General features: G+C 65.1%; 21 protein-coding genes. 5 read left to right on the top strand and 16 right to left on the bottom strand.

Annotation, left to right across the window (positions count from 1 at the left end; all coding sequences use genetic code 11):
- Window positions 1–117: 117 nt before the first annotated feature.
- The 4 genes from DDF70_RS24890 to DDF70_RS24875 form a co-directional block, all read right to left on the bottom strand.
- Window positions 118–627 carry an OsmC family protein gene (locus DDF70_RS24890; RefSeq protein WP_114947464.1) on the bottom strand — a complete coding sequence of 170 codons (510 nt, stop codon included), beginning with the start codon at window positions 625–627 and terminating at the stop codon, window positions 118–120.
- Window positions 628–647: 20 nt separating this feature from the next.
- Complete coding sequence (locus DDF70_RS24885) at window positions 648–1,436, bottom strand: ABC transporter ATP-binding protein (RefSeq protein ID WP_114947463.1); 789 nt, start codon at window positions 1,434–1,436, stop codon at window positions 648–650.
- A 169-nt stretch (window positions 1,437–1,605) separates the two neighbouring features.
- Complete coding sequence (locus DDF70_RS24880) at window positions 1,606–2,460, bottom strand: ABC transporter permease (protein WP_114947462.1); 855 nt, start codon at window positions 2,458–2,460, stop codon at window positions 1,606–1,608.
- A gap of 23 nt (window positions 2,461–2,483) precedes the next feature.
- A complete protein-coding gene (locus DDF70_RS24875) occupies window positions 2,484–3,452 on the bottom strand; it encodes an aliphatic sulfonate ABC transporter substrate-binding protein (RefSeq protein WP_114947475.1) in 969 nt (322 codons plus the stop codon).
- A gap of 262 nt (window positions 3,453–3,714) precedes the next feature.
- Here DDF70_RS24875 and DDF70_RS24870 point away from each other — a divergent pair, with 262 nt between their 5' ends.
- From DDF70_RS24870 to DDF70_RS24860, 3 genes are all read left to right on the top strand, one after another.
- Window positions 3,715–6,465, top strand: coding sequence for a [protein-PII] uridylyltransferase (locus DDF70_RS24870; protein ID WP_114947461.1), 2,751 nt, complete (start codon window positions 3,715–3,717; stop codon window positions 6,463–6,465).
- Window positions 6,466–6,531: 66 nt separating this feature from the next.
- Window positions 6,532–7,146, top strand: a complete 615-nt coding sequence (grpE, locus tag DDF70_RS24865; protein ID WP_114947460.1) for a nucleotide exchange factor GrpE — start codon at window positions 6,532–6,534, stop codon at window positions 7,144–7,146.
- Between the two features lie 209 nt (window positions 7,147–7,355).
- The gene (locus DDF70_RS24860) at window positions 7,356–7,991 is read left to right on the top strand and encodes a trimeric intracellular cation channel family protein (RefSeq protein WP_281024387.1); all 636 of its coding nucleotides are present in this window, start codon (window positions 7,356–7,358) and stop codon (window positions 7,989–7,991) included.
- 99 nt (window positions 7,992–8,090) lie between these two features.
- Here DDF70_RS24860 and DDF70_RS24855 read toward each other — a convergent pair whose 3' ends face one another.
- The 10 genes from DDF70_RS24855 to dnaK all read right to left on the bottom strand — a co-directional run bounded on the left by DDF70_RS24855 (window position 8,091) and on the right by dnaK (window position 17,030).
- Complete coding sequence (locus DDF70_RS24855) at window positions 8,091–9,029, bottom strand: hypothetical protein (protein WP_114947459.1); 939 nt, start codon at window positions 9,027–9,029, stop codon at window positions 8,091–8,093.
- 39 nt (window positions 9,030–9,068) lie between these two features.
- Window positions 9,069–9,689: an alpha-ketoglutarate-dependent dioxygenase AlkB family protein gene (locus DDF70_RS24850; protein ID WP_114947458.1), complete on the bottom strand. Its 621-nt coding sequence runs from the start codon at window positions 9,687–9,689 to the stop codon at window positions 9,069–9,071.
- Between the two features lie 156 nt (window positions 9,690–9,845).
- On the bottom strand, window positions 9,846–10,466 hold the full coding sequence (locus tag DDF70_RS24845) for a 2,3-bisphosphoglycerate-dependent phosphoglycerate mutase (protein ID WP_114947457.1): 621 nt from the start codon (window positions 10,464–10,466) through the stop codon (window positions 9,846–9,848).
- Between the two features lie 51 nt (window positions 10,467–10,517).
- Window positions 10,518–11,324: a 4-hydroxy-tetrahydrodipicolinate reductase gene (gene dapB, locus DDF70_RS24840; protein WP_114947473.1), complete on the bottom strand. Its 807-nt coding sequence runs from the start codon at window positions 11,322–11,324 to the stop codon at window positions 10,518–10,520.
- 228 nt (window positions 11,325–11,552) lie between these two features.
- Window positions 11,553–11,855 carry a DUF1330 domain-containing protein gene (locus tag DDF70_RS24835; protein ID WP_114947456.1) on the bottom strand — a complete coding sequence of 101 codons (303 nt, stop codon included), beginning with the start codon at window positions 11,853–11,855 and terminating at the stop codon, window positions 11,553–11,555.
- 4 nt (window positions 11,856–11,859) lie between these two features.
- Window positions 11,860–12,147: a DUF1330 domain-containing protein gene (locus DDF70_RS24830; protein WP_114947455.1), complete on the bottom strand. Its 288-nt coding sequence runs from the start codon at window positions 12,145–12,147 to the stop codon at window positions 11,860–11,862.
- Window positions 12,148–12,202: 55 nt separating this feature from the next.
- Complete coding sequence (gene pyrF / locus DDF70_RS24825) at window positions 12,203–12,928, bottom strand: orotidine-5'-phosphate decarboxylase (RefSeq protein WP_170316117.1); 726 nt, start codon at window positions 12,926–12,928, stop codon at window positions 12,203–12,205.
- A gap of 8 nt (window positions 12,929–12,936) precedes the next feature.
- The gene (locus DDF70_RS24820) at window positions 12,937–13,560 is read right to left on the bottom strand and encodes a class I SAM-dependent methyltransferase (protein WP_114947453.1); all 624 of its coding nucleotides are present in this window, start codon (window positions 13,558–13,560) and stop codon (window positions 12,937–12,939) included.
- A gap of 194 nt (window positions 13,561–13,754) precedes the next feature.
- Window positions 13,755–14,906, bottom strand: a complete 1,152-nt coding sequence (gene dnaJ / locus DDF70_RS24815; RefSeq protein WP_114947452.1) for a molecular chaperone DnaJ — start codon at window positions 14,904–14,906, stop codon at window positions 13,755–13,757.
- Window positions 14,907–15,113: 207 nt separating this feature from the next.
- The gene (gene dnaK, locus DDF70_RS24810) at window positions 15,114–17,030 is read right to left on the bottom strand and encodes a molecular chaperone DnaK (protein ID WP_114947451.1); all 1,917 of its coding nucleotides are present in this window, start codon (window positions 17,028–17,030) and stop codon (window positions 15,114–15,116) included.
- Window positions 17,031–17,397: 367 nt separating this feature from the next.
- Between dnaK and DDF70_RS24805 the strand changes: the two genes are divergently transcribed.
- Both DDF70_RS24805 and DDF70_RS24800 read left to right on the top strand, forming a co-directional pair.
- Complete coding sequence (locus DDF70_RS24805; protein WP_114947450.1) at window positions 17,398–17,778, top strand: hypothetical protein; 381 nt, start codon at window positions 17,398–17,400, stop codon at window positions 17,776–17,778.
- Window positions 17,779–17,898: 120 nt separating this feature from the next.
- Window positions 17,899–18,729: a hypothetical protein gene (locus DDF70_RS24800; protein ID WP_114947449.1), complete on the top strand. Its 831-nt coding sequence runs from the start codon at window positions 17,899–17,901 to the stop codon at window positions 18,727–18,729.
- On the opposite strand, the gene DDF70_RS24795 is transcribed toward DDF70_RS24800, so the two are convergent.
- The gene (locus DDF70_RS24795; RefSeq protein ID WP_245435637.1) at window positions 18,724–19,641 is read right to left on the bottom strand and encodes a methylated-DNA--[protein]-cysteine S-methyltransferase; all 918 of its coding nucleotides are present in this window, start codon (window positions 19,639–19,641) and stop codon (window positions 18,724–18,726) included. The two genes, DDF70_RS24800 and DDF70_RS24795, sit on opposite strands and share 6 nt — an antisense overlap.
- Before the next feature lie 612 nt (window positions 19,642–20,253).
- Entirely contained in the window at window positions 20,254–21,417 is a 1,164-nt protein-coding gene (locus tag DDF70_RS24790; protein WP_114944612.1) for an IS110 family RNA-guided transposase, read from the bottom strand.
- Between the last annotated feature and the right edge of the window lie 78 nt (window positions 21,418–21,495).

Raw genomic sequence — 21,495 nt, 5'->3', positions numbered from 1 at the left:
CGGCCTTGTGCCGGTGATCCCGATTGACTGAAGCGACGAGCCTCACCGTATCGAGATGGCCGGCACAAGGCCGGCCATGACGTGAAGGGCTCACATGAATTGAGCGGCCGAACAGCTCTATTTGCGCGTCAGCGTGGCGCTCAGTTCAGGTTTGTTGTTGAGGGTCTGGAAGACGACGCAGTAGCGCTCGGTGAGCTTGAGCAACTGGTCGATCTTCTCCTGCGGCGCATCCGTGTCGATCTCGAAGGAGAGGCGGATGTTCTTGAAGCCCACCGGTGCCGTCTTGTCGACACCGAGCGTCCCGCGGAAGTCGAGGTCGCCCTCGGCCTTCACGGCACCGTGGCGCAGGTCGATTTCGAGGGCGGTCGCGACGGCCTTCAGCGTCACGCCCGCGCAGGCGGCGAGCGCCTCGAGCAGCATGTCGCCCGAGCACAGCTCCGCGCCGGAGCCGCCGGTGGCCGGGTGCAGGCCTGCGACGGCGAGCGCGCGGCCGGTCTCGACCTTGCAGGCGATATGCTGGTCGTCGAGCGTGCCTTGAGCCTTCAGGGTGATCACGGCGGAGTTCGGATCGTTACGGTATTGATCCTTCAACGGCGCCTGGAGAGCGCGAAGGGCAGTCACATCCATGATGGTGTCCTTATGGGTTCCTACCACCACAACGCAGCGGCCTGACGGTCGCGTTCACGCTGCGGCTGCAATTGCGGAGCTTTGAGGGAGTGGTCGAGGGCCGTCAAGATGCGGCGCACGGACGTCTCGAAGGGAAGGCCCGTCTTGTCGCGCGGCCGCGAGAGCGTCAGCGGCAACTCATCGAAGATCCGACCCGGCTTCGGCTGCATCACGATGGCCCGGTCGGCGAGCGTCACCGCCTCCTGCACGTCGTGCGTGACGAGCACGACGGTCGGGCGCGTTTCCTCCCACAGTCCAAGCAGATGATCGTGCAGGCTCGCACGGGTAAAGGCATCGAGCGCCGAGAAGGGCTCGTCGAGGAGCAGCACCTTCGGGTTGGTCACGAAGGCGCGGGCGATGGAGACGCGCTGCTGTTGTCCGCCCGACAGGTCGCGCGGCCAGCGATCGGCGTGTTCGATCAAGCCGATCTTGTCGAGCGCGTGCGCGACGCGCGCCTTCTTCTCAGGCGTGCTCACACCATCGAGCCCGAAGGCGATATTGTCGGCCACCGACAGCCAGGGCAGAAGGCGCGGCTCCTGGAACACGATGCCCACAGCCGGATGAGGGCCAGAGAGCACTTCGTCGTCGAGGCTGATGCGACCGCCACTCGCCTGATCAAGGCCTGCGATGAGACGCAGCAACGTGGTCTTGCCGCAGCCCGAGCCGCCGATCAGCGAGACGATCTCGCCTTCCTGCACGGTGAGATTGATGTCAGACAGAGCCCGCGTGCCGTCGGCGTAGGTCTTGGAGAGGTGCTCGAGGTTCAGCATTGATGACCTCGTGTCCCATACATCGGCCTCATCCTGAGGAGGTGCGAAGCACCGTCTCGAAGGAGGATCCAGCGTGCACTGGAAACGCAACCCTCGTCCTTCGAAACGCCGCCATGCGGCTCCTCAGGATGAGGATTGCTGGTGATGTGGCCTTTCAACGAAACCTGCATCACAACCTCTCCCGCACGGTGTCCTGCCAGCGCACGAGCGGCCTGGTGCCGGCGACGAGCAGGCTATCGGCGATCTTGCCGACGAGCGCGAAGGCGATGATGGCGGCGAGAATCTGATCGGGCTTGCCCATCTGCTGGCCGTCGACGAGCAGATAGCCGAGGCCTTCCGATGCGCCCATGAATTCCGCTGCGACCACGAACATGAAACCGAGGCCGAGGCCCGAGCGGAGCGCAATCACGGCTTCGGGCAGAACGGCCGGCAGCAGGATGCGGCGGGCGAGTTGCACGCGCGAGAGGCGGAAGACATGGCCGACTTCCACGAGCTTGCGATCGACGGAGAGGATCGCCCCCGCGATGCCGAGATAAACGGGGAAGAACACGCCGACGGCGATCAACGCCACTTTCGATGCCTCGAAGATGCCGAGCCAGAGAATGAAAAGGGGCACCCAGGCGATGGAGGGGATGGCACGCAGGGCCTGAAGGGTCGGATCGAGCAATTGACGGATTGTCTTGCTGGAGCCGGAAAGCGCGCCAAGCACGATGCCGGCGACGGCGCCGATGACGAAGCCGACGAGAACGCGCCAGAGCGTCATCCAGGTGTGCGTCCACAATTCGCCCGTCTGAGCCAAACCCCAGAGTGTTGCAAGGATACGGCTCGGCGGCGGAACGAGACGGCCTTGCGCAAGACCGAGACGCACGGCAGCTTCCCAGAGAAGCGCAACCGCGATGGGCAATAAAAAGCCGAGAAGGATGCGCCAGTCATAGGCGCGTCGCTTCTCGGTCGAGTCAGGGGCCGCGAGAGCGGCGGCACCCTCATGGGAGGACCAGGCATGGCTTGTAGCGCTGCCTGTCACGGCGCTCTCCCGTGATGAACTCATCAGCGTGACGCAGTCGCGAAGCGGCGATCGATGAGGGAATCGACGGCAGCGCGCACATTCGTTTCAGGGGTGATCACGCCGGCCTGCTGGAGGGCGAGACCCGCGGCGAGGATCGTGTCGATTTGAGGCTGGCCGATGTTGGAATGGGTCAGCTCCGTGCGCTCGAGCTGGCGCTCGATCACCGCATCGGACAATTTGGTGTAGGCAACGAGCGTCTTCTTCAGCTCGTCCTTGTTGGCGAGCGCATATTTGCGCGCTTCCTCATAGGCCTTGAGCACACGCTGCACGAGGGCCGGATTATCCTTGGCGAAGCTTTCCGAGACGTTGAGCACGCCCCAGCTGTTCGCGCCGGCATTGCGATAGAAGAGCTGGGCACCGCTCTCCACTTCGGCCGCTGCCATCAGCGGGTCGAGGCCGGCCCAGGCATCCACGTCGCCGCGCTCGAGGGCGGTGCGGCCGTCCGGGTGCTGGAGCAGTACGAGCTTCACGTCCTTCTCGGTGAGCTTGGCTTCCTGCAGGGCGCGTACGAGGAAGATGTGCGGATCGGTGCCGCGGGTCACGGCGACGCGCTTGCCCTTCAGGTCCTCGACCTTCGTGATGCCCGTATCCTTGCGAGTGACGAGGGCCGTCCATTCGGGACGGGAATAGACGTAGATCGACTTGATCGGGTTGCCGTTGATCTTGCCGATGAGGGCGGCGGCGCCGGCCGTGGAGCCGAAATCGATCGAACCGGCATTGAGGAATTCGAGCGCCTTGTTGGAGCCGAGCGACTGCACCCAGCGCACCGTGATGCCGTCCTTCTCCAGCTCCTTCTCGAGGAAGCCCTTGTCCTTGAGGACGAGGCTGACCGGATTGTAGGTGGCGTAGTCGATCCGGATTTCCTTCACCTGCGCGGAGGCGGCCGTCGCGAAGGAGGCAAGGCCCGTGGCAAGGGAGGCGGCGATCAGAAGGCGGCGGGTCAGGCTCATCGTGTTCGTTCCCATGTTATGCGCATGGGAGCTTGGACCTTCGGTCTTCACGCGCCCGGCGCTTTAGCTGCACTTGTTTCGCGCCCGCAATCTGCATGCTCAAATCGGCGCGTGTCCGGTTTATAGAACCCGATGTTTTTTATGTCAAACAGTATCTCATATAAAGAACAAACTATCCGGTCCGGCGGATGGTTCCAGTCCTCCCTTTGGCGGAGGCTCGTTCAGGTGATAAGTCAAAGAGTTCCTCGCGTGCGGTTGTTCCATGAGCCTTCATAGTCCCAAGAGCGTCCTGAAAACCCTCGGCAGCGAGCCGGTCCGCGATGCGGCGGAATTGCGGGCCAGGCTGGTGCCCGAGTTGCGGAAGCTGCTCGACCGGGGCCATGAGGAGGCTCAGGCGAAGCTTCAGGAAACCCAGAACGGGTTCACCTGCGCCCGCTATCTCTGCGAGCGGATGGATGAGCTGGTGCGCATCGTCCACGATGCCGTGGTTCAGCATCTCTATCCGGCGGCCAACCCCTCGGCGGGCGAGCGCCTCGCCGTCGCGGCGACCGGCGGCTACGGGCGGGGGACCCTGGCGCCGGGCTCCGACGTCGATCTCCTGTTCCTGCTACCCTACAAGCAGACCGCCTGGAGCGAGAGCGTCGTCGAGGCGATGCTGTATGTGTTCTGGGACCTGAAGCTGAAGGTCGGTCACGCGACCCGCTCGGTGGAAGAATGCCTGCGAGAGGCCCATGCGGACATGACGATCCGCACGTCGCTGCTCGAAGCTCGCTTCCTGTTCGGCGACCGGGAGCTCTTCGACAATCTGGAGAAGCGCTTCGATCAGGAGATCGTCGCGACCTCGGCGGCGGAGTTCGTGGACGCCAAGCTCAAGGAGCGCGATGCCCGCGTGGCCAAGGCCGGCGCGTCCCGCTACCTCGTCGAGCCGAACGTGAAGGACGGCAAGGGGGGGCTGCGCGATCTCAACACGCTCTTCTGGATCGCCAAGTACGTCTACCGGGTGAAGGAGCCCAAGGAGCTGGTGAAGGCGGGGCTCTTCACGCCGGCGGAGTTCAACCTCTTCTCGCGCTGCGAGGAGTTCCTGTGGCGCGTGCGCTGCCACATGCATTTCGCCACCGGCCGCGCCGAGGAGCGCCTGACCTTCGACCTGCAGCGCACCATCGCAGAGCGCATCGGCTTTGCGCCGCGGGGCGGCCTGTCGGCGGTCGAGCGCTTCATGAAATCCTACTTTCTCATCGCCAAGGACGTCGGCGACCTCACGGCCATCGTCTGCGCCGAGCTCGAGGCGCGCCAGACCAAACGCCGTCCGATGCTCGACCGCATGTTCGGCCGCTTCCGACGCCGCAGCGGCGGTGCGCTGGTGAGCGAAGGCTTCATCATCGACAACAACCGCCTCAACGTGGAGAACGAGGAGGCGTTCAAGCGCGATCCGGTCAACCTGATCCGCCTGTTCTGGCTCGCCGACCGGCGCAACCTCGCCATTCATCCCGACGCGACGCGCCTTGCGACGCGCTCGCTCAAGCTCATCGGGCACAACCTGCGCACCGATCCCGAGGCCAATAAGCTGTTCCTGGAGATCATCACGTCCAAGAATGCCCCCGAGGTGGTGCTGCGGCGGATGAACGAGGCCGGGGTGCTCGGGCGTTTCATCCCGGATTTCGGACGCATCGTCGCGATGATGCAGTTCAACATGTATCATCACTACACAGTGGACGAGCACCTGATCCGCTCGGTCGGCGTGCTCACCGAGATCGAGGCCGGACAGCTCGGGAGCGAGCATCCGCTCGCCAACCAGATCTTCCCCTCCATCCGCAACCGCCGCGCCCTCTACGTGGCGGTGTTCCTGCACGACATTGCCAAGGGCCGGCCGGAGGATCACTCGGAAGCCGGGGCCGTGATCGCCCGCAAGCTCGGACCGCGCTTCGGCCTCACCGAGGCGGAGACCGAGACCGTGGCGTGGCTCGTCGAACACCATCTTCTCATGTCGAACACGGCCCAGAGCCGCGATCTGTCGGATCCCGCCACCATCAAGAGCTTTGCCGAGGTGGTGCAGACCATGGAGCGCCTGAAGCTGCTCCTCGTGCTCACCATCGCGGACATCAAGGCGGTGGGGCCGGGCACCTGGACCGGCTGGAAGGGGCAGCTCCTGCGCAATCTCTACCAAGAGACGGAGGTGATCCTCGGCGGCGGCGCGGTCGACCTCGCCCGCTCCGAGCGCGTGCGCCTGGCACAGGAGCAACTGCGCTCCGAGCTGCCCGACTGGTCCGATGCGGAATTCGAGGCCTTCGCCGCGCGCCATACGCCGGGCTACTGGCTGAAGACCGACGAGACCCGGCGGGCCAAGCAGGCCCGGCTCCTGCGGGAGGCCGAGAAGGGCGGCCGCACGGTGACCACGGCCTACGAGACGGACCAGTTCCGGGGCGTGACGGAGTTGACCATCCTGTCGCCTGACCATCCGCGCCTGCTTGCCATCGTGACGGGCGCCTGCGCGGCGGCGGGCGGCAATATCGTGGATGCGCAGATCTTCACCACCACGGACGGCATGGCGCTGGACACCATCGTGCTCTCCCGTGCCTTCGACCGGGACGAGGACGAGCTGCGCCGGGCCGAGCGGGTCGCCAAGGCCATCGAGCGGGCCCTGAAGGGGGAGGTGAAGATCGCCGATCTCGTGGACGGCAAGCGCCCGGCCAAGGAGCGCTCCAAGGCCTTCCACGTGCCGCCGGAGGTCAACATCGACAATTCCCTGTCGAGCCGCCAGACGGTGATCGAGATTTCGGGCCTCGACCGGCCGGGCCTGCTCTACGACCTCACGACCGCCCTGGGAAAGCTGAACCTGAACATCGCCTCGGCCCATATCGTGACCTTCGGCGAAAAAGCCGTGGACGTGTTCTACGTGACCGACCTGACGGGCACGAAGATCACCCATGCGGGGCGCCAGGCCACCATCACCCGCACCCTGCTCGAGGTGTTCATGGCCGAGGAAACAGAGCCCCTCCACAGGCGAAGTGCTTGATTTGTCGGGCCAGGGACCTGATATGTGGCCCGAACCTTTCTTTCTCCCACCTTTAGTTGATCGACCATGAATCCGAACGACACGGAAAACCAGAACGCGGCCCCCCAGGCCGAGCCCGCCACTGACGCCGCTTCCGGAGCGGCTTCCGCGCCCGAGGCCGATCCGATTGCCGTTCTCGAGGCCGAGAAGGCAGACCTGAAGGACAAGCTTCTGCGCCTGATGGCCGACATGGAGAACCTGCGCCGCCGCACCGAGCGCGAGATCGCGGATGCGCGGACCTACGCGGTGGCGAACTTCGCCCGCGACATGCTCAACGTGGCCGACAATATCCACCGGGCCATCGAGAGCGTCCCCGAGGAAGCCCGCAGCACCGCCGAAGGCGCCTTCAAGGGCCTCATCGAGGGGATCGACCTCACCGAGCGCGACCTGCTCAAGACCCTCGAGCGCCACGGTGTGAAGAGGCTCGACCCGCAGGGCCAGAAGTTCGACCCCAACGTGCATCAGGCCATGTTCGAGATCCCCAACGCGGAGGTCCCGAACGGCACGGTCCTGCAGGTGGTCCAGTCGGGCTACGTCATCGGCGAGCGCGTCCTGCGCCCGGCCCTGGTCGGCGTCTCCAAGGGCGGCCCGAAGGCCGCCGCCAACGGTGCCGAAGCGACGGATAATTCCTCGGCTCAGTAAACGGAGCCTACCCCGATTTTCAGCCGAAGCGATAGCGGCTTCGGCTGAAAATGCTGTAAGCGAACACCGCAGGCCCTCATCCTGAGGAGGTCGCTCCAGCGACCGTCTCGAAGGACGAGGGCGTTTCCAGAGATCACCGGATCCTCCTTCAAGATGCCGCTTTCAGCGGCTCCTCAGGATGAGGTCCGGGATTATGGCAGGTGTTCCCGGTGGACTTTCTTCAAAGCATTCCCTTCGAAACCATCGGCGTCGCGGTCTTCGCACTGTCCGGTGCCCTGATGGCCGCCCGCAAGGGCATGGATCCGTTCGGCTTCGCCTTGCTCGCCACCCTCACCGGGGTCGGCGGCGGCACGGTCAGGGACCTGCTCATCGGCACACGGCCCGTCTTCTGGGTCGGGGATCCGACCGACGTGCTCGTCTGCCTGATCGTGGCGGAACTCGTCTTCGCCCTCGGGCCCAAGCGGGTGGCGATGATCGAGGGCGGGCGACAGGGCCGTGTCCTCCTGTGGGCGGATGCCCTGGGACTGGCCCTTTTCGCCGTCTCGGGCACCGGCAAGGCGCTGGCGGCCGGCGTTCCGGCTCTTTCGGCCATTGCGCTGGGCACCATCACGGCCACCTTCGGCGGCATCATCCGCGACATCTTTGCCGGAACGACGCCCCTGGTCCTGCGCCAGGAGATCTATGTCACGGCCGCGGCCCTCGGCGCGTCCGTGATGGTGGCCCTGCAGGCAGCGGGTCTCGGCCCGTTCCCGAGCGCCGCTGCAGGCTTCGCAGCCGCCTTCATCTTAAGGGCGCTCGCCCTCCTGCGCGGCTGGTCCCTGCCGACATTCCCGAAGCGGGACTAAAGCATCGAACGCAAAAGTGGGAACCGGTTTTGCGTGAAAAGATGCGCAAGACCAAAAGCCTGAAGCATCGGACGTGGGTTCGAATCCACTTCCGATGCTTCAGGGATTCATATCCACCCCGTCGATCACGGTCCGGAAGCGGGGCAGGTTCTGGTCGCGCTGCTCGACCCGGGTGAGGCCGATCATGCGCACGTAACGGTCGGGGTCGAAGCGGATGGTCTGCATCACCACGATCGGCTGGCCGGATTCGGCTTCCACCGCCGTGGCGACGATCTCGTGCCAGTCCTGGCCCTTGAACCGGAAGGACTCGGAGCGCTCGATCTTGATGTCCTTGAGGATCTGGTTGGAATTCAGGGCCGCGCGAGCGAACTGGCTGCGTTTTTCCTGAGGCGGAATGGGCACGTTGAGGGAGGCCGCCACGATAATCATCGGTTGCTCAACCGCCTTGATCGTGTCCTGCGGGCCGTCCGTGAACAGGGCCGAGTTGCCCGAAATTACCCGGACCGGCCGGAAGCCGGCCTTGTCGCCGAGCCGGAAGGGCAGGGCGGAGATCTGCTCGTCGACGGACACCGGGCCGCGCAGGGCGATGCTTTTCAGAGCCTCCCGCATCTGTGCCTCGCTGTAGCCGTCCTGGCCGCCGCGCACCTGCGCGATCACGAGGGCGGTGAGGTCCTCGTCCTGGACCGCCATCACCCATTTGCGGCCCTGCACGGGCCCCGCCATGGTGCCGCCGATGAGAACGCCCGTCCGGGTGCCGAGCTTCAGGCTCTCCCGGGAGGTCTCGCTCATGCCCTGACGCTTCAGCGCTTCCTTGGTGAGACCGTTCACCAGCTGACCGTAAGCCGCCGCGGGCATTTCCACGAAGTTGATGGCGGCGGCCTTCTCCTCGCTCTCGAAGCCGCTGAAGCGCTTCGAGACCAGCATGTCCTCAGGCGGTACGATGCCGATCCGCGAAGCGGGCGGGAAAACCGGCTCGGCCGCGAGGGCAGCATGAGCTGTCAGGACGAGAGCCAGTGTAGCGGCTGCAAAACCTTTCATGGATGCCTCTTCAAAAGGAAACTTGCAGGTCGTGAGAAGCTAAAGCGGCTTTCCCACCTTGCGCAAGGTGAGATTGAGCCGCCCGCCCTGCGGCAGCAGGTCCGAGCTTCCTGCCATGAGGCGGTCGATCCCATGATAGATCAGCCGCGCGGGCCCGCCGAACACGATCGCGTCACCGGAGCGAAGCCTGACGGATTTCGTGGGGTCCTTCCGGTCCAGGCCGCCATAGCGGAACAGCGCCGTATCCCCGAGGGAGATCGACACGACCGGGGCGGCGAACTCTTCCTCGTCCTTGTCCTGGTGCAGGCCCATCCGGGCCGTGGGCTCATAGAAATTGATCAGGCAGGCATCGGGCGGGTGCGGATACTCGCTCAGCTCCTCCCACGCCCGCAGCACCTGCTCCGGCATGGCGGGCCAGGGCCGGCCCGTTTCAGGGTGGGTCGGCTGGTAGCGATAACCCTCCAGGTCCGACACCCAGCCGAGCGGCCCGCAATTGGTCATGCGCACGGAGAACGGTTTTCCCGTGCGCGGCATGCGCGGGGTGAACAGGGGAGCATCGCGCGTGATCTCGCGCAGGGACTGGAGCAGCCGCTCCTGGGCTGGGCGGTCGAGATAGCCGGGGTAATAGGTAAGGCCGGGGGCGAGGGTGATGGAGGTCATTAAGGCGGTGCCCTTATTCCCTCCCCCTTGTGGGGAGGGGTGGCTGCTGAAGCAGCCGGGGTGGGGGTGCCGGCGCCAGACCTTCATAGGCTATCGCTCACACCCCCACCTCCACCTCCTCCCCACAAGGGGGAGGAGGGCGCATCGAGCGTGTGTTTACCCTTCCAGCACCTTCTTGCTGGCGACGGTCGTGTCGTCGTTGAGGTCGTAGACCAGCGGGATACCCGTCGCGAGTTCGAGGCTCGGGATGGTCTCGGAGGTCAGGCCGTCGAGCACCATCACGAGGGCGCGGAGCGAATTGCCGTGGGCGGCCACCAGCACGCGCTCACCGCGCATGACGCGGGGCAGGATCTCGCGGATGTAGTAGGGCAGCACGCGGGCAACCGTATCCTTCAGGCTCTCGCCGCCGGGCGGGGGCACATCGTAGGAGCGGCGCCAGATATGGACCTGCTCCTCGCCCCAGCGGGCGCGGGCATCGTCCTTGTTGAGGCCGGAGAGGTCGCCATAATCGCGCTCGTTCAGGGCCTGGTTTGCGATCGTCTTCAGGTTGGGCTGGCCGATCTCTTCCAGGATCAGCTTGCAGGTGGCTTGAGCCCGGGAGAGGTCCGACGTGAAGGCGACGTCGAACTGGACGCCCATCTCCTTCAGGCGACGGCCGGCGTTGCGCGCCTCCTCGATGCCGAGATCGGTGAGCCCCGGATCCTTCCAGCCGGTGAACAGGTTCTTGAGGTTCCATTCGCTCTGGCCGTGGCGTGCAAGGACGAGAAGGCGGTTCATGCTGAAAGTTCTCCGCTTTGTTCCCTTCCCCTTGCGGGGAGGGACGAGGTGTTAGAGCTGATCGAGACCAAGGACATTGGCCATGGTGTAATAGCCGGGCTTCTTGTCGAAGCCCCAGAGCGCTGCCTTCACGGCGCCGCGGGCGAAGATGCTCCGGTCTTCGGCACGGTGCGCCAGCTCCAGGCGCTCGCCGGCGCCCGCGAAGATCACGGAATGTTCGCCCACCACCGTCCCGCCGCGCAGGGTGGCAAAGCCGATGTCGCCGGGAGTGCGCGCGCCGGTATGACCGTCGCGGCTGCGCACGGAGCGCTCCTTCAAGGAGATCTTGCGCCCCTCCGCCGCCGCCTCGCCGAGGAGGAGTGCCGTGCCCGAAGGCGCGTCCACCTTCATGCGGTGGTGCATTTCGAGAATTTCGATGTCGAAATCCTCACCCAGCGTCGCTGCGACCTTGCGCACGAGGCCGGCGAGGAGGTTGACGCCGAGCGACATGTTGCCGGATTGGATGATGCGCGCATGGCGCGCGGCCGCCTCCAGCTTGGCGAAGTCGGCTTCCTGCAGGCCGGTGGTTCCGACCACGTGGACGATGCGCGCCTGGGCGGCCAGTGCGGCGAAGGCCGTGGTGGCGGCGGGCGCGGTGAAATCGAGCACGCCGTCGGCCTGGGCGAAGACGGTGAGCGGATCGTCGGTCACGTCCACGTCGAGGAGGCCTGTTCCGGCGAGAAGCCCGGCATCGTGCCCGAGTGCCGGAGAGCCTTCCCGCTCGATGGCGCCGACGAGGGTGCAGCCCTCCGTCTCGGCCACGGCCTTGATGAGCATGCGCCCCATGCGTCCGGCAGCCCCCACCACGACCAGTCGCATCTCGCTCATGCCGCTCTCCTGCAGTTACGGGCTCAGGGTATAGCCGCTTAGGGGAGGGCTGAGAAGCGTGGAGATGACGGGTACTCGCCGTCATTCCGGGGCCTCAGGCCGGGAATGACACCGCCACGTCATGGCCGGCCTTGTGCCGGCCATCCCGATTGTGTGAAGCGCCGCGCCTTCCAGAAGCGAGATCACCGGCACAAGGCCGGTGATGACGGTTGAGAAAATTCAACCTGGCTGCGGACCCTCGTAACCCTCGATGATGATGATGTCGGCGACCGCATGGCCGTCGCGATGGGCCTTGGCCGCCTGGTATTCAGGGGAATCCCAGCACTCCAGGGCCGCCTGATAGCTCGGGAACTCGATCACCACGTTGCGGGCGCGGGCCTCGCCTTCGGCGATCCGGTACGCGCCGCCGCGCACCAGGAAGCGGGCGCCGTATTTGGCGAAGGGGACGGCGTTCGCCTTCACGTAGTTCTGGTAGGCGTCGGGGTTCGAGACGTCGACGCGGCCGATCCAATAACCCTTCATGGCCTCAGGCTCCTTCCACGAGAACGAATTCCGCCACGCAGGCGCCTTCGCGCTTGGCTTTCGCCGCCTGATATTCCGGCGAGTGGTAATAGGTGCGGGCCTGCTCGACCGAGTCGAACTCGATCACCACGTTGCGGGGCCGCGCCTCGCCCTCCAGCGCCTCGTAGGCGCCGCCGCGCACCAGCGGCCGCCCGCCATACTGACGGATCGCCTCCGTCGCGCCCTTGGCATATTCCGCATAGGCTTCGGGGTTCGTGACGGTCACGCGGGCAATGACATAGCCTTTGGGCATGAGGCGCTCCTCTTGATTTCGGGGAGGCGCAGCGAACGCCAGCGGAGCCGCAGCGTCAAGCCTTCATGTCGGCGATTTCCCGCACAATCGCTTCCGCCGCGGCGCGTGGGTCGGCGGCCTTCACGATGGGCCTCGCCACCACGAGGTGATTGGCGCCGAGCCGGATGCCTTCGGCGGGTGTCACGACGCGCTTCTGGTCGCCCGCCTCCGCACCGGCGGGGCGGATGCCCGGGGTGACGATGAGGCGGTCGGGGCCGACGATGGCGCGCACGCGCTCCGCTTCCGTGGCCGCGCAGACGATCCCGTCGATGCCGAGGTCGCGCGCCTGCCCGGCGCGGCGGGCGACGAGTTCCGCGGCCGTCACGGGAGCATAGCCCGCCTCGACGAGGTCGTTGTCGTCGTAGGAGGTGAGCACGGTGACCGCGAGGATTTTCAGGGACGATCCCGCCTTTCCGGCCACCGCCGCGCGCATGGTCTGCGGATAGGCGTGGACCGTCAGGAACGTGGCGCCGAGGCGGGCGACCGAGCGCACGCCTTCCTCCACGGTGTTGCCGATGTCGTGGAGCTTGAGGTCGAGAAAGACCTTCTTGCCCTGGCCGATCAGCTCGCGGGCGAACTCGAAGCCGCCCGCATAGGCGAGCTGGTAGCCGATCTTGTAGAAGGTCCCCGCATCCCCGATGCGCGCGACGACGGCGCGGGCCTCCTCGACCGAGGGGACGTCGAGGCCGATGATGAGTTTGTCGCGAATGTCTCCTGAAACGGAATTCGTCGGAAGAGACATCGCGGCGCTCATGGGTGGTTGACCTTGTTGTAGACCCAGACGCGGGCCGGGGGGAGGTTGCGCCAGATCCGGTTCGAGGCCCTGGCCTTGTGCGTTTGCGAGCGCGCCGGGATCGGCGGCACCACCGCGTAGGTGAACTGGATGAAGGGCGCGTTCGGATGCATCAGCTCCTGGGCGGTCTCCAGAAGCTCCAGGCGCTGGTCCATGGGCTTGGTGAAGAGCGGCAGGCTCGACACGGTCGCGGCCGCGGGCTCCTTCAGGATATCGCCGAGGGTTTCCTTGAGATCGTAGGCATCGCCCTGGATGATCGTCGCCTTCGGGAAGCGGCGCTTCAGGAGCTGGCAGAACTCGGGATTGAACTCGATCAGGACCAAGCGCTCCTGCGCCACGCCGCGCCGGATCAGGGCGTCGGTCACGGGGCCTGTGCCGGGGCCGAGCTCGATGACCGGGCCCGGAATGCGCGGATCCACATAGGACGCCATGGTCCGGGCCAGGATCTTGCCGGAAGGGGTCACGGCCCCGATGACGAGAGGCCGCTCGAGCCAGGAACGCAGGAACCGGGCCTCATCCTGGAAGCGATCCTTCTTGAGAGGGATTTTCCGGGCCGTGGGCCGTTGGAACGACTGATGCACTGAGAAGACCCTTTGTGCGGCGGATCACGTTCGCGGTTGAGAACCCTGAAGCATCCGACCCGGGAGTGGAGGCCACTTGTGGAGGCCGCTTCCGGGATCGATCCGATGCTTACGCTTTATACCGGCCCATCGTCTAGAGCGGAAAAACCGGATCCACTTCTTCCGTACGATGCGCTGATAAAACGACCGTCAAGTTAAGTTGATCCGCCGAGCCCGTCGATAAACTCCCGGAAACGCGAGAAAAATCCCGAGCTTTCCGGATGGTTTTCCTTGGAGCATTCCTGGTCGAACTCGGTCAGGAGCTCGCGCTGGCGCTTGGTCAGCTTCTGCGGGGTTTCCACAACAACCTGGATGTAGAGGTCGCCCACGTCCCGCGAGCGCAGCACCGGCATGCCCTTGCCCCGCAGGCGGAACTGCTTGCCGGTCTGGGTGCCCTCGGGGACCTTCACGAGCGCATCGGTGCCGCCCAGCGTCGGAACGCTGAACTCGCCGCCGAGCGCCGCCGTCACCATGGAGATCGGCACCCGGCAGAACAGGTCCGCCCCGTCGCGCTGGTAGAACGGGTGGGGTTTCAGGGAGAGGAAGATGTAGAGATCGCCCGCGGGCCCGCCGCGCAGGCCGGCCTCGCCTTCGCCCGCGAGGCGGATGCGCGTGCCGTCCTCGACGCCCGCCGGAATGTTGACCGACAGGGTACGCTCGCGGGTGACCCGGCCGGCGCCGCCGCACTGGCCGCAGGGGTCGTCGATGACCTCGCCGCGCCCGTGGCAGTTGGGGCAGGTGCGCTCGATGGAGAAGAACCCTTGGGTCGCCCGCACCCGACCGGCGCCGCCGCAGGTGGGGCAGGTCTTGGGCTTGGAGCCCGGCTTCGCGCCCGAGCCCGAACAGGCCTCGCAGGTGATGGAGGTCGGGATCTTCAGCTCGGCGGTCTTGCCGTTGAAGGCCTCGTCGAGGGAGATCTCGAGGTTGTAGCGCATGTCGGCGCCGCGCTCGCGCCCGCCGGTGCTCCGGCCCCGCCCGCCGCCGCGTCCGGTCGCATCGCCGAAGAAATTCTCGAAGATGTCCGACATGAAGTCGGAGAAGTCGCCGCCGAAGCCCGGCCCGCCAGCCCCGGCGCCGCCGTTGGCGAAGGCCGCGTGGCCGTAGCGGTCGTAGGCCGCGCGCTTCTGGCCGTCGGAGAGGGTCTGGTAGGCCTCGTTGATTTCCTTGAACTTGATCTCGGCCTCGTGGTCCCCCGGGTTGCGGTCCGGGTGGTACTGCATCGCGAGCTTGCGGAAGGCGGATTTCATTTCCGCTTCGGTCGCAGTCTTCGCGACGCCGAGAACCTCGTAATAATCGCGCTTGGACATGTCAGGCGCCCCTCGGAGCGTCGATGTGCTCCATCATTGTGCCGGACCTTTTCGCACGCGCTGCACAGGAAAAGGCTCCAAAAGCATTTTCCAGCGCATCGTGGGAAGCGGTCTGTCGATCGGTCATGGGTGTTTTAAGCTCGTTTCATGAAAACGGCACCCGGTCACGAAACCGGGTGCCGAATTCTTCAGAAGGTGTGCATCGCCTTAGGCGCGCTTCTTCTTGTCGCCTTCGTCGACTTCCTGGAAGTCGGCATCGATGACGTCGTCCTTCTTCGGCTCTTCGGACGAGGCCTGCTCGCCGCCTTCGCCGGCATTCGCCTGGGCGGCATACATGGCTTCGCCGAGCTTCATGGAAGCCTGCATCAGGTCCGTGGTACGGGCCTTGATGACCTCGGCATCCTCGCCGGCCAGAGCCTGGCGGAGCGCGTCGATGGCGGTCGTGATGCCCTGCTTGTCGGATTCGGAGACCTTGTCGCCGTATTCCGTCAGGGACTTCTCGGTGGCGTGGATCAGGCTCTCGCCCTGGTTCTTCGCCTCGACGACCTCACGACGCTTCTTGTCTTCCTCGGCGTGAGCCTCGGCGTCCTTCACCATCTTCTCGATGTCGGAATCGGACAGGCCGCCGGAGGCCTGGATGCGGATCTGGTGCTCCTTGCCGGTCGCCTTGTCCTTCGCCGTGACGTTCACGATGCCGTTCGCGTCGATGTCGAAGGTCACCTCGATCTGCGGCACGCCGCGCGGCGCGGGCGGAATGCCCACGAGGTCGAACTGGCCGAGCAGCTTGTTGTCCGCCGCCATTTCGCGCTCGCCCTGGAAGACCCGGATGGTGACCGCGTTCTGGTTGTCTTCCGCGGTGGAGAACACCTGGCTCTTCTTGGTCGGGATCGTCGTGTTGCGGTCGATCAGACGGGTGAACACGCCGCCGAGGGTCTCGATGCCGAGCGACAGCGGGGTCACGTCGAGGAGCAGCACGTCTTTGACGTCGCCCTGGAGCACGCCGGCCTGGATCGCCGCGCCGATGGCCACGACCTCGTCCGGGTTCACGCCCTTATGGGGTTCCTTGCCGAAGAACTGCTTCACGACTTCCTGGATCTTCGGCATGCGGGTCATGCCGCCGACCAGGACCACCTCGTCGATGTCGCCGGCGGAAATGCCGGCGTCCTTGAGGGCCTTGCGGCAGGGCTCGATGGTCTTCTGCACGAGGTCGTCGACGAGCTGCTCGAACTTGGCGCGCGAGAGCTTGAGGGCGAGGTGCTTCGGACCGGAAGCGTCGGCCGTGATGTAGGGCAGGTTGATCTCGGTCTGCTGGGCCGAGGAGAGCTCGATCTTGGCCTTCTCGGCGGCTTCCTTCAGGCGCTGCAGGGCGAGCTTGTCCTTGGTCAGGTCGATGCCCTGTTCCTTCTTGAACTCGGCCGCGAGGTACTCGACGAGGCGCATGTCGAAGTCTTCACCGCCGAGGAAGGTGTCGCCGTTGGTGGACTTCACCTCGAACACGCCGTCGCCGATCTCGAGGACCGACACGTCGAAGGTGCCGCCGCCGAGGTCGTAGACCGCGATCATGCCGGTCTGCTTCTTGTCCAGGCCGTAGGCCAGGGCCGCAGCGGTCGGCTCGTTGATGATGCGCAGCACCTCGAGACCGGCGATCTTGCCGGCGTCCTTGGTGGCCTGACGCTGGGCGTCGTTGAAGTACGCCGGAACGGTGATGACCGCCTGGGTGACCGGCTGCCCGAGATAAGACTCGGCCGTCTCCTTCATCTTCTGAAGGGTGAAGGCGGAGATCTGCGAGGGCGAGTATTGCTTGCCGTCGGCCTCGACCCAGGCGTCGCCGTTCGGGCCGCGGATGATGTGATATGGAACGAGGCCCATGTCCTTCTTGGTCATGGGATCGTCGAAGGTGCGGCCGATCAGGCGCTTGATGGCGAAGAAGGTGCGCGACGGGTTCGTGACCGCCTGGCGCTTGGCCGGTTGGCCGACGAGGCGCTCGCCTTCGTCCGTGAAGGCCACGATGGACGGGGTCGTCCGGGCGCCTTCTGCGTTTTCAATGACTTTAGGCGTCGTGCCTTCCATGACAGCGACGCAGGAATTGGTGGTGCCGAGGTCGATACCGATGACCTTACCCATGGCGGGATCCCTCACTTTCAAGCAGACCGCCGAGCCCTGAAAGCAGCCCGGCCCATGGCTTACATGTTGATGACTATCAGCCGGGGCCGGTTCAAACCGAGCCGTGCCCCATGCTGGCGCTGATATAAGAAGGGGCGTTCGGGGCTGCAAGACAATCCTGAAGGCTCAAATGCCTCATTTCGTCGGATCCTGCGCCTGTTGCATGACTGCAAGGGAGGGCAGGCCGGGTTTTGCTTCAGGGCAGGCCGGGCTCACGGGCGGAGCTTACAGGTATCTCTGATGTGTAACGTAAGGTAAGATCAAAGCTCATGGCATTTCCTGGCGCTCTCACGAGCGCCGCCCGCCTGACCCATTTTGGAAGCGGCCCATGGCCAAGATTGTCTTTGCACTGATCGCAACGGGATTGGCTTTGCCGGCCCAGGCCCACGACATCTATTCCCATCTGCTGGATTCCTGGGGCAACAGCTGCTGCAGCGAAAAGGATTGCCGCCCGGCGCCCTACCGGGTGACCCCGACCGGCGTGCAGATGCTCGTCGACGGAGAGTGGGTCGAGGTGCCGGGCTACACGATCCAGTACCGGTCCCTGCTCGGAGATGCCGGGGAAACGGGCGGAGGGCATTGGTGCGGCCGCGCCTATCAGAGGGTCGACAACAGCGTGTTCCACGTCACGCAATGCGCGGTGCTGCCGCCGAGCAACGCCCTCCTGAACCTCCAGCGCGACGATATGGGCATCAGGGGGCATCCCTAACGGTCGACATCTCAGACTCAGGAGGGGCGGTCGTTGGGCTCGCTTTCTAAAGCAGCTGACTTGTCCCTCATTCGCTCGGTGTAGCTTGGTTGTACATGAAATATATGCAACTCTGTTCTGATGTCGGTTGCCGCTTCCTGCACTTTGAAGGCGATCCTTGCCGCTTCGGCTCCTGTCGCGATTATTCTGAGGCGGGGTCCGACAGAGCAGGTTTGCGTCATTCACTGGGATCTGTCTCGCGACCGATTTGAGATCGGCCAGTGGTTCAAAGGCAGGATCCTGGAAGCGGCCTTATCACCTGGCGGCAAATGGCTTGTGGCCTTCTGCTCCAAACATGGTCGGACTTGGACTTCCCTGTCGAGGTCTCCATACCTCACTGCTCATGCAATCTGGCACAAAGCCGATCATTGGCCCGGAGGAGGATGCTTCCCCACAGACGACCGTCTCCTCCTCAAACATTCAAAAGAGGAGACTGAGGTCAACGCGTTTGCAGGCCGAATTCCCGATGAGATTATCGTAGAACTGGTTGACCTGCGCGACATTGCCGGGATCGAGCTGCAGGCGGGCTCTTGGCAGGCCATACCTGTGGAATGGTCGAGGCGATCATCGGATCCTTCTTCTGAACGTTTACCTGTTTGGGCAAAGACGGCCCAATTGGGGCACAGGCTGATTCAGACGGGGAGGGGACAATTCTTCCTTGAAAACCCCCATGAAGCCATGTCGGTTGACGTGAGCAGCTTCGATTGGCGCGATCTGGATTCAAGCACACCAGGTGACTTATTGTTCTCCACTCAAGGCCGCTTGTATCGGCTCAATGCCACAAGGCTGCTCGAAGGTTTCAAGGAACTCGAAGCGGCCGAAGAGATTGTGGGGGCTTCTACGCTCCTAGCAGATTTCACCAATCTCGCTTTCGAGCCAAAAGCAGCTCCCACCTGGGCATTACCTTCATAGATCTAAGCGTTGCTCGGGCCGGGAGCCTTTCCCCGCCTCCCACCCCAGGATCGCCTGCTTGCGGGTGAGCCCCCAATGATAGCCGGTCAGGGCTCCCGAGCGGCCGAGCACCCGGTGGCAGGGGACCACGAAGGAGACCGGGTTCTTGCCGACCGCCGCGCCGACCGCCCGGCAGGCCGAGGGCTTGCCGATGTGGCGGGCGATGTCGGAATAGGTGGTGGCCTTGTCGCGCGGGATGCGCAGCAGGGTCTGCCAGACCCGAACCTCGAAATCCGTGCCGATCAGGACCACCCGCAGGGGCTGCTCCGCCTGCCATTGCGACGGGTTGAAGATGCGCCGCGCCAGCGGCGCGGTGGCGGCCTCATCCTCCACATAGGTGGCCTTGGGCCAGCGCCGGGTCAGGTCCGAGAGGGCCGCCTGCCGGTCGCCGTCATCCACGAATCCGAGCCCCGCGAGGCCCCGGTCGGTGGCGATCAGCACCGCCTCGCCGAAGGGGGAGGGGTGGAAGCCGTAGCGCATGGTGAGCCCTGCGCCGCCTGTCCTGTAATCCCCCGGCGTCATGGCCTCGTGGGTCACGAAGAGATCGTGCAGCCGGGCCGGTCCCGAAAGGCCGACCTCGTAGGTGGCGTCGAGCACGCTGGCGGAATCGGCGAGCAGCGCCTTGGCGTTGTCGAGGGTCAGCGCCTGCAGGAACGCTTTTGGGCTCAAGCCCGCCCAGCGGCGGAAGAGGTGGTGCACATGGGTGGTGGACAGGCCCACATGGTCGGCGATCGCTTCCAGCGAGGGCTGCTCGCGCCAGCGCTCCGAGATGAAGGCAATGATCCGGCGCACCCGCTCGTAATCCGAATGCGGCTCGTCCGGCACGGTGATCGCGCCCGGTTCGATGGTGATGTCGCGTAGCGTGTCCAGCATGGCTCTCATCCTGATTGACGCTCATCCTAGCGGGTCGGGGAGGAGGCGGACACCCGATTCCTGTGGCCTCGTCATGGTCGGCCTTGTGCCGGCCATTTCCATCTGCGGGCCACACCACAGCCCTCATCCTGAGAGGCTGGCTCATATAGTGGCGCGGGTGCTTCCCTCCCCCTTGTGGGGAGGGGTGGCTGCGAAGCAGCCGGGGTGGGGGTGCTGGCGCCAGACCTTCATAGGCTATCGCTCACACCCCCACCTCCTCCCCACAAGGGGGAGGAGAGGTCCCAGTGCATTACGAGTCGGACTCACATGGGCATTGGTCGGTCAAGATGCTGGGTCATCGGAACACCGATCAGATCTCCGGCTGGTGTTTGACATCCAAGGTCTGAGCCCGTTGCATGATCTGGCCCGTGTCCAGCGCCAGCTCCCACTCACATCCGGTCGCTGCGCGCACGCAGCCGCACCATCATCCCGCTTGCAGCGGACGAGGGCTCAGGCGACGGGACCCTTCTGTAGTGCGGCATGCCAAGCCCTATTGCACATCGGTCCGTCCTCCTGGATCCGCCGGACCTGATCAGGGTCCAGCGAAGCACATCCACTCAGTCGTGCCGTGCCTTACGCAGACCTCATCACGGCACCCTCGATGATCACCCCAGCGGTCACATACTTCCACAGCGCGACGAGAAGTTTGCGGGCCAGCGCCACGATCATCGGCTTCTTCAGGCGCCCGCCGTTGCGCCGGACACGCTCCTGGAACCACTGGCTCAGGGCTGAGGCGGGCTGATGGCGCAGCCACAACCAGGCGAGCTGGATCATGGTGGTGCGCAGGCGTGGGTTGCCGGCCTTCGACACGCCTTGCTCGCGATCAATCGATCCGCTCTTCCAGGGGGTGGGGGCCAGGCCCGCATAGGCCGCCACCTGCCGGCGATTGGCGAAGGTGCGGAACAGGCCCTCCGCCCACAGAACAGCGGCGGCTTCCTGACCGATGCCTTTCAGGGGAAGCAGTCGCCCCGGTGGCACGGCGCCGGCCTCCTCATGGGCAGAGGCAAGCAGCTGGTCCCGCTCGGCTTCCACCGCCTTGATCTGTTCCAGCAGCAGCTCCAGCCGATCGAGTTCGCGGCTGATCTGGGTCTTCAGGTGCACTGGCAGCGGCCGGCCATCACCGGTCGTGAGCGCCTCGAGCCGTGTTCTGCGGTCGCGGTGCAGGGGCTCATAGTCGCCGATCCCCTGCGCGAACAGCAGGCCCTTGATCCGGTTGACGTGCTGAACGCGCTCGGCCGTGAGCGTCTTGCGCTCGCGGCTGATGCGGCGCCGATCCTCCTGCTCAGGCGTGGGAGCCCGGACCATCGCACACACCCGCGGCTCCCCACGCTTGTAGGCCAGCAGCGTGCGCACCAGGGCCTCGCCGTCGATCTTGTCGGTCTTGGCCCGCCGGCAGCGGCGCGAGACCGCAATCGAGGCGGGATCGACCACATGGCTCTCGATCCCCTCGCTCTCCAGCACGCGATGGATCCAGAACCCATCCAGACCCGCCTCCTGGATGACAATGATCGGAAATAGCTGACCGGTTCGAGTGCGCGCTTTCTCCTGCAACTGAGCAAGCCGCGTCAGCAGGCCGGCCACATCGCCGCCGCGCACGCTGTGCTTGGACATTGTCTCCCCGGCCCCGGGCGACAGGGACGTGATCAGCCAGACCGAACGACTGAGTTCCAGTGAGACGAAGATTGCGCCAAGATGGGTGCGGATAGCGGTTTGCTCAAATCGGGGCTCAACGGACATCGGTTGGTCTCCAGCGTGAGTGGATATCGCAACCTCACTCTGCCAGAGAGTGGACCGCTATCCACCCCCATAGGATCT

Origin of the sequence: Microvirga calopogonii, from assembly GCF_003347665.1 — a bacterium.
Classification (GTDB): domain Bacteria; phylum Pseudomonadota; class Alphaproteobacteria; order Rhizobiales; family Beijerinckiaceae; genus Microvirga; species Microvirga calopogonii.
This window is presented reverse-complemented; position numbering and strand designations above follow the sequence as displayed.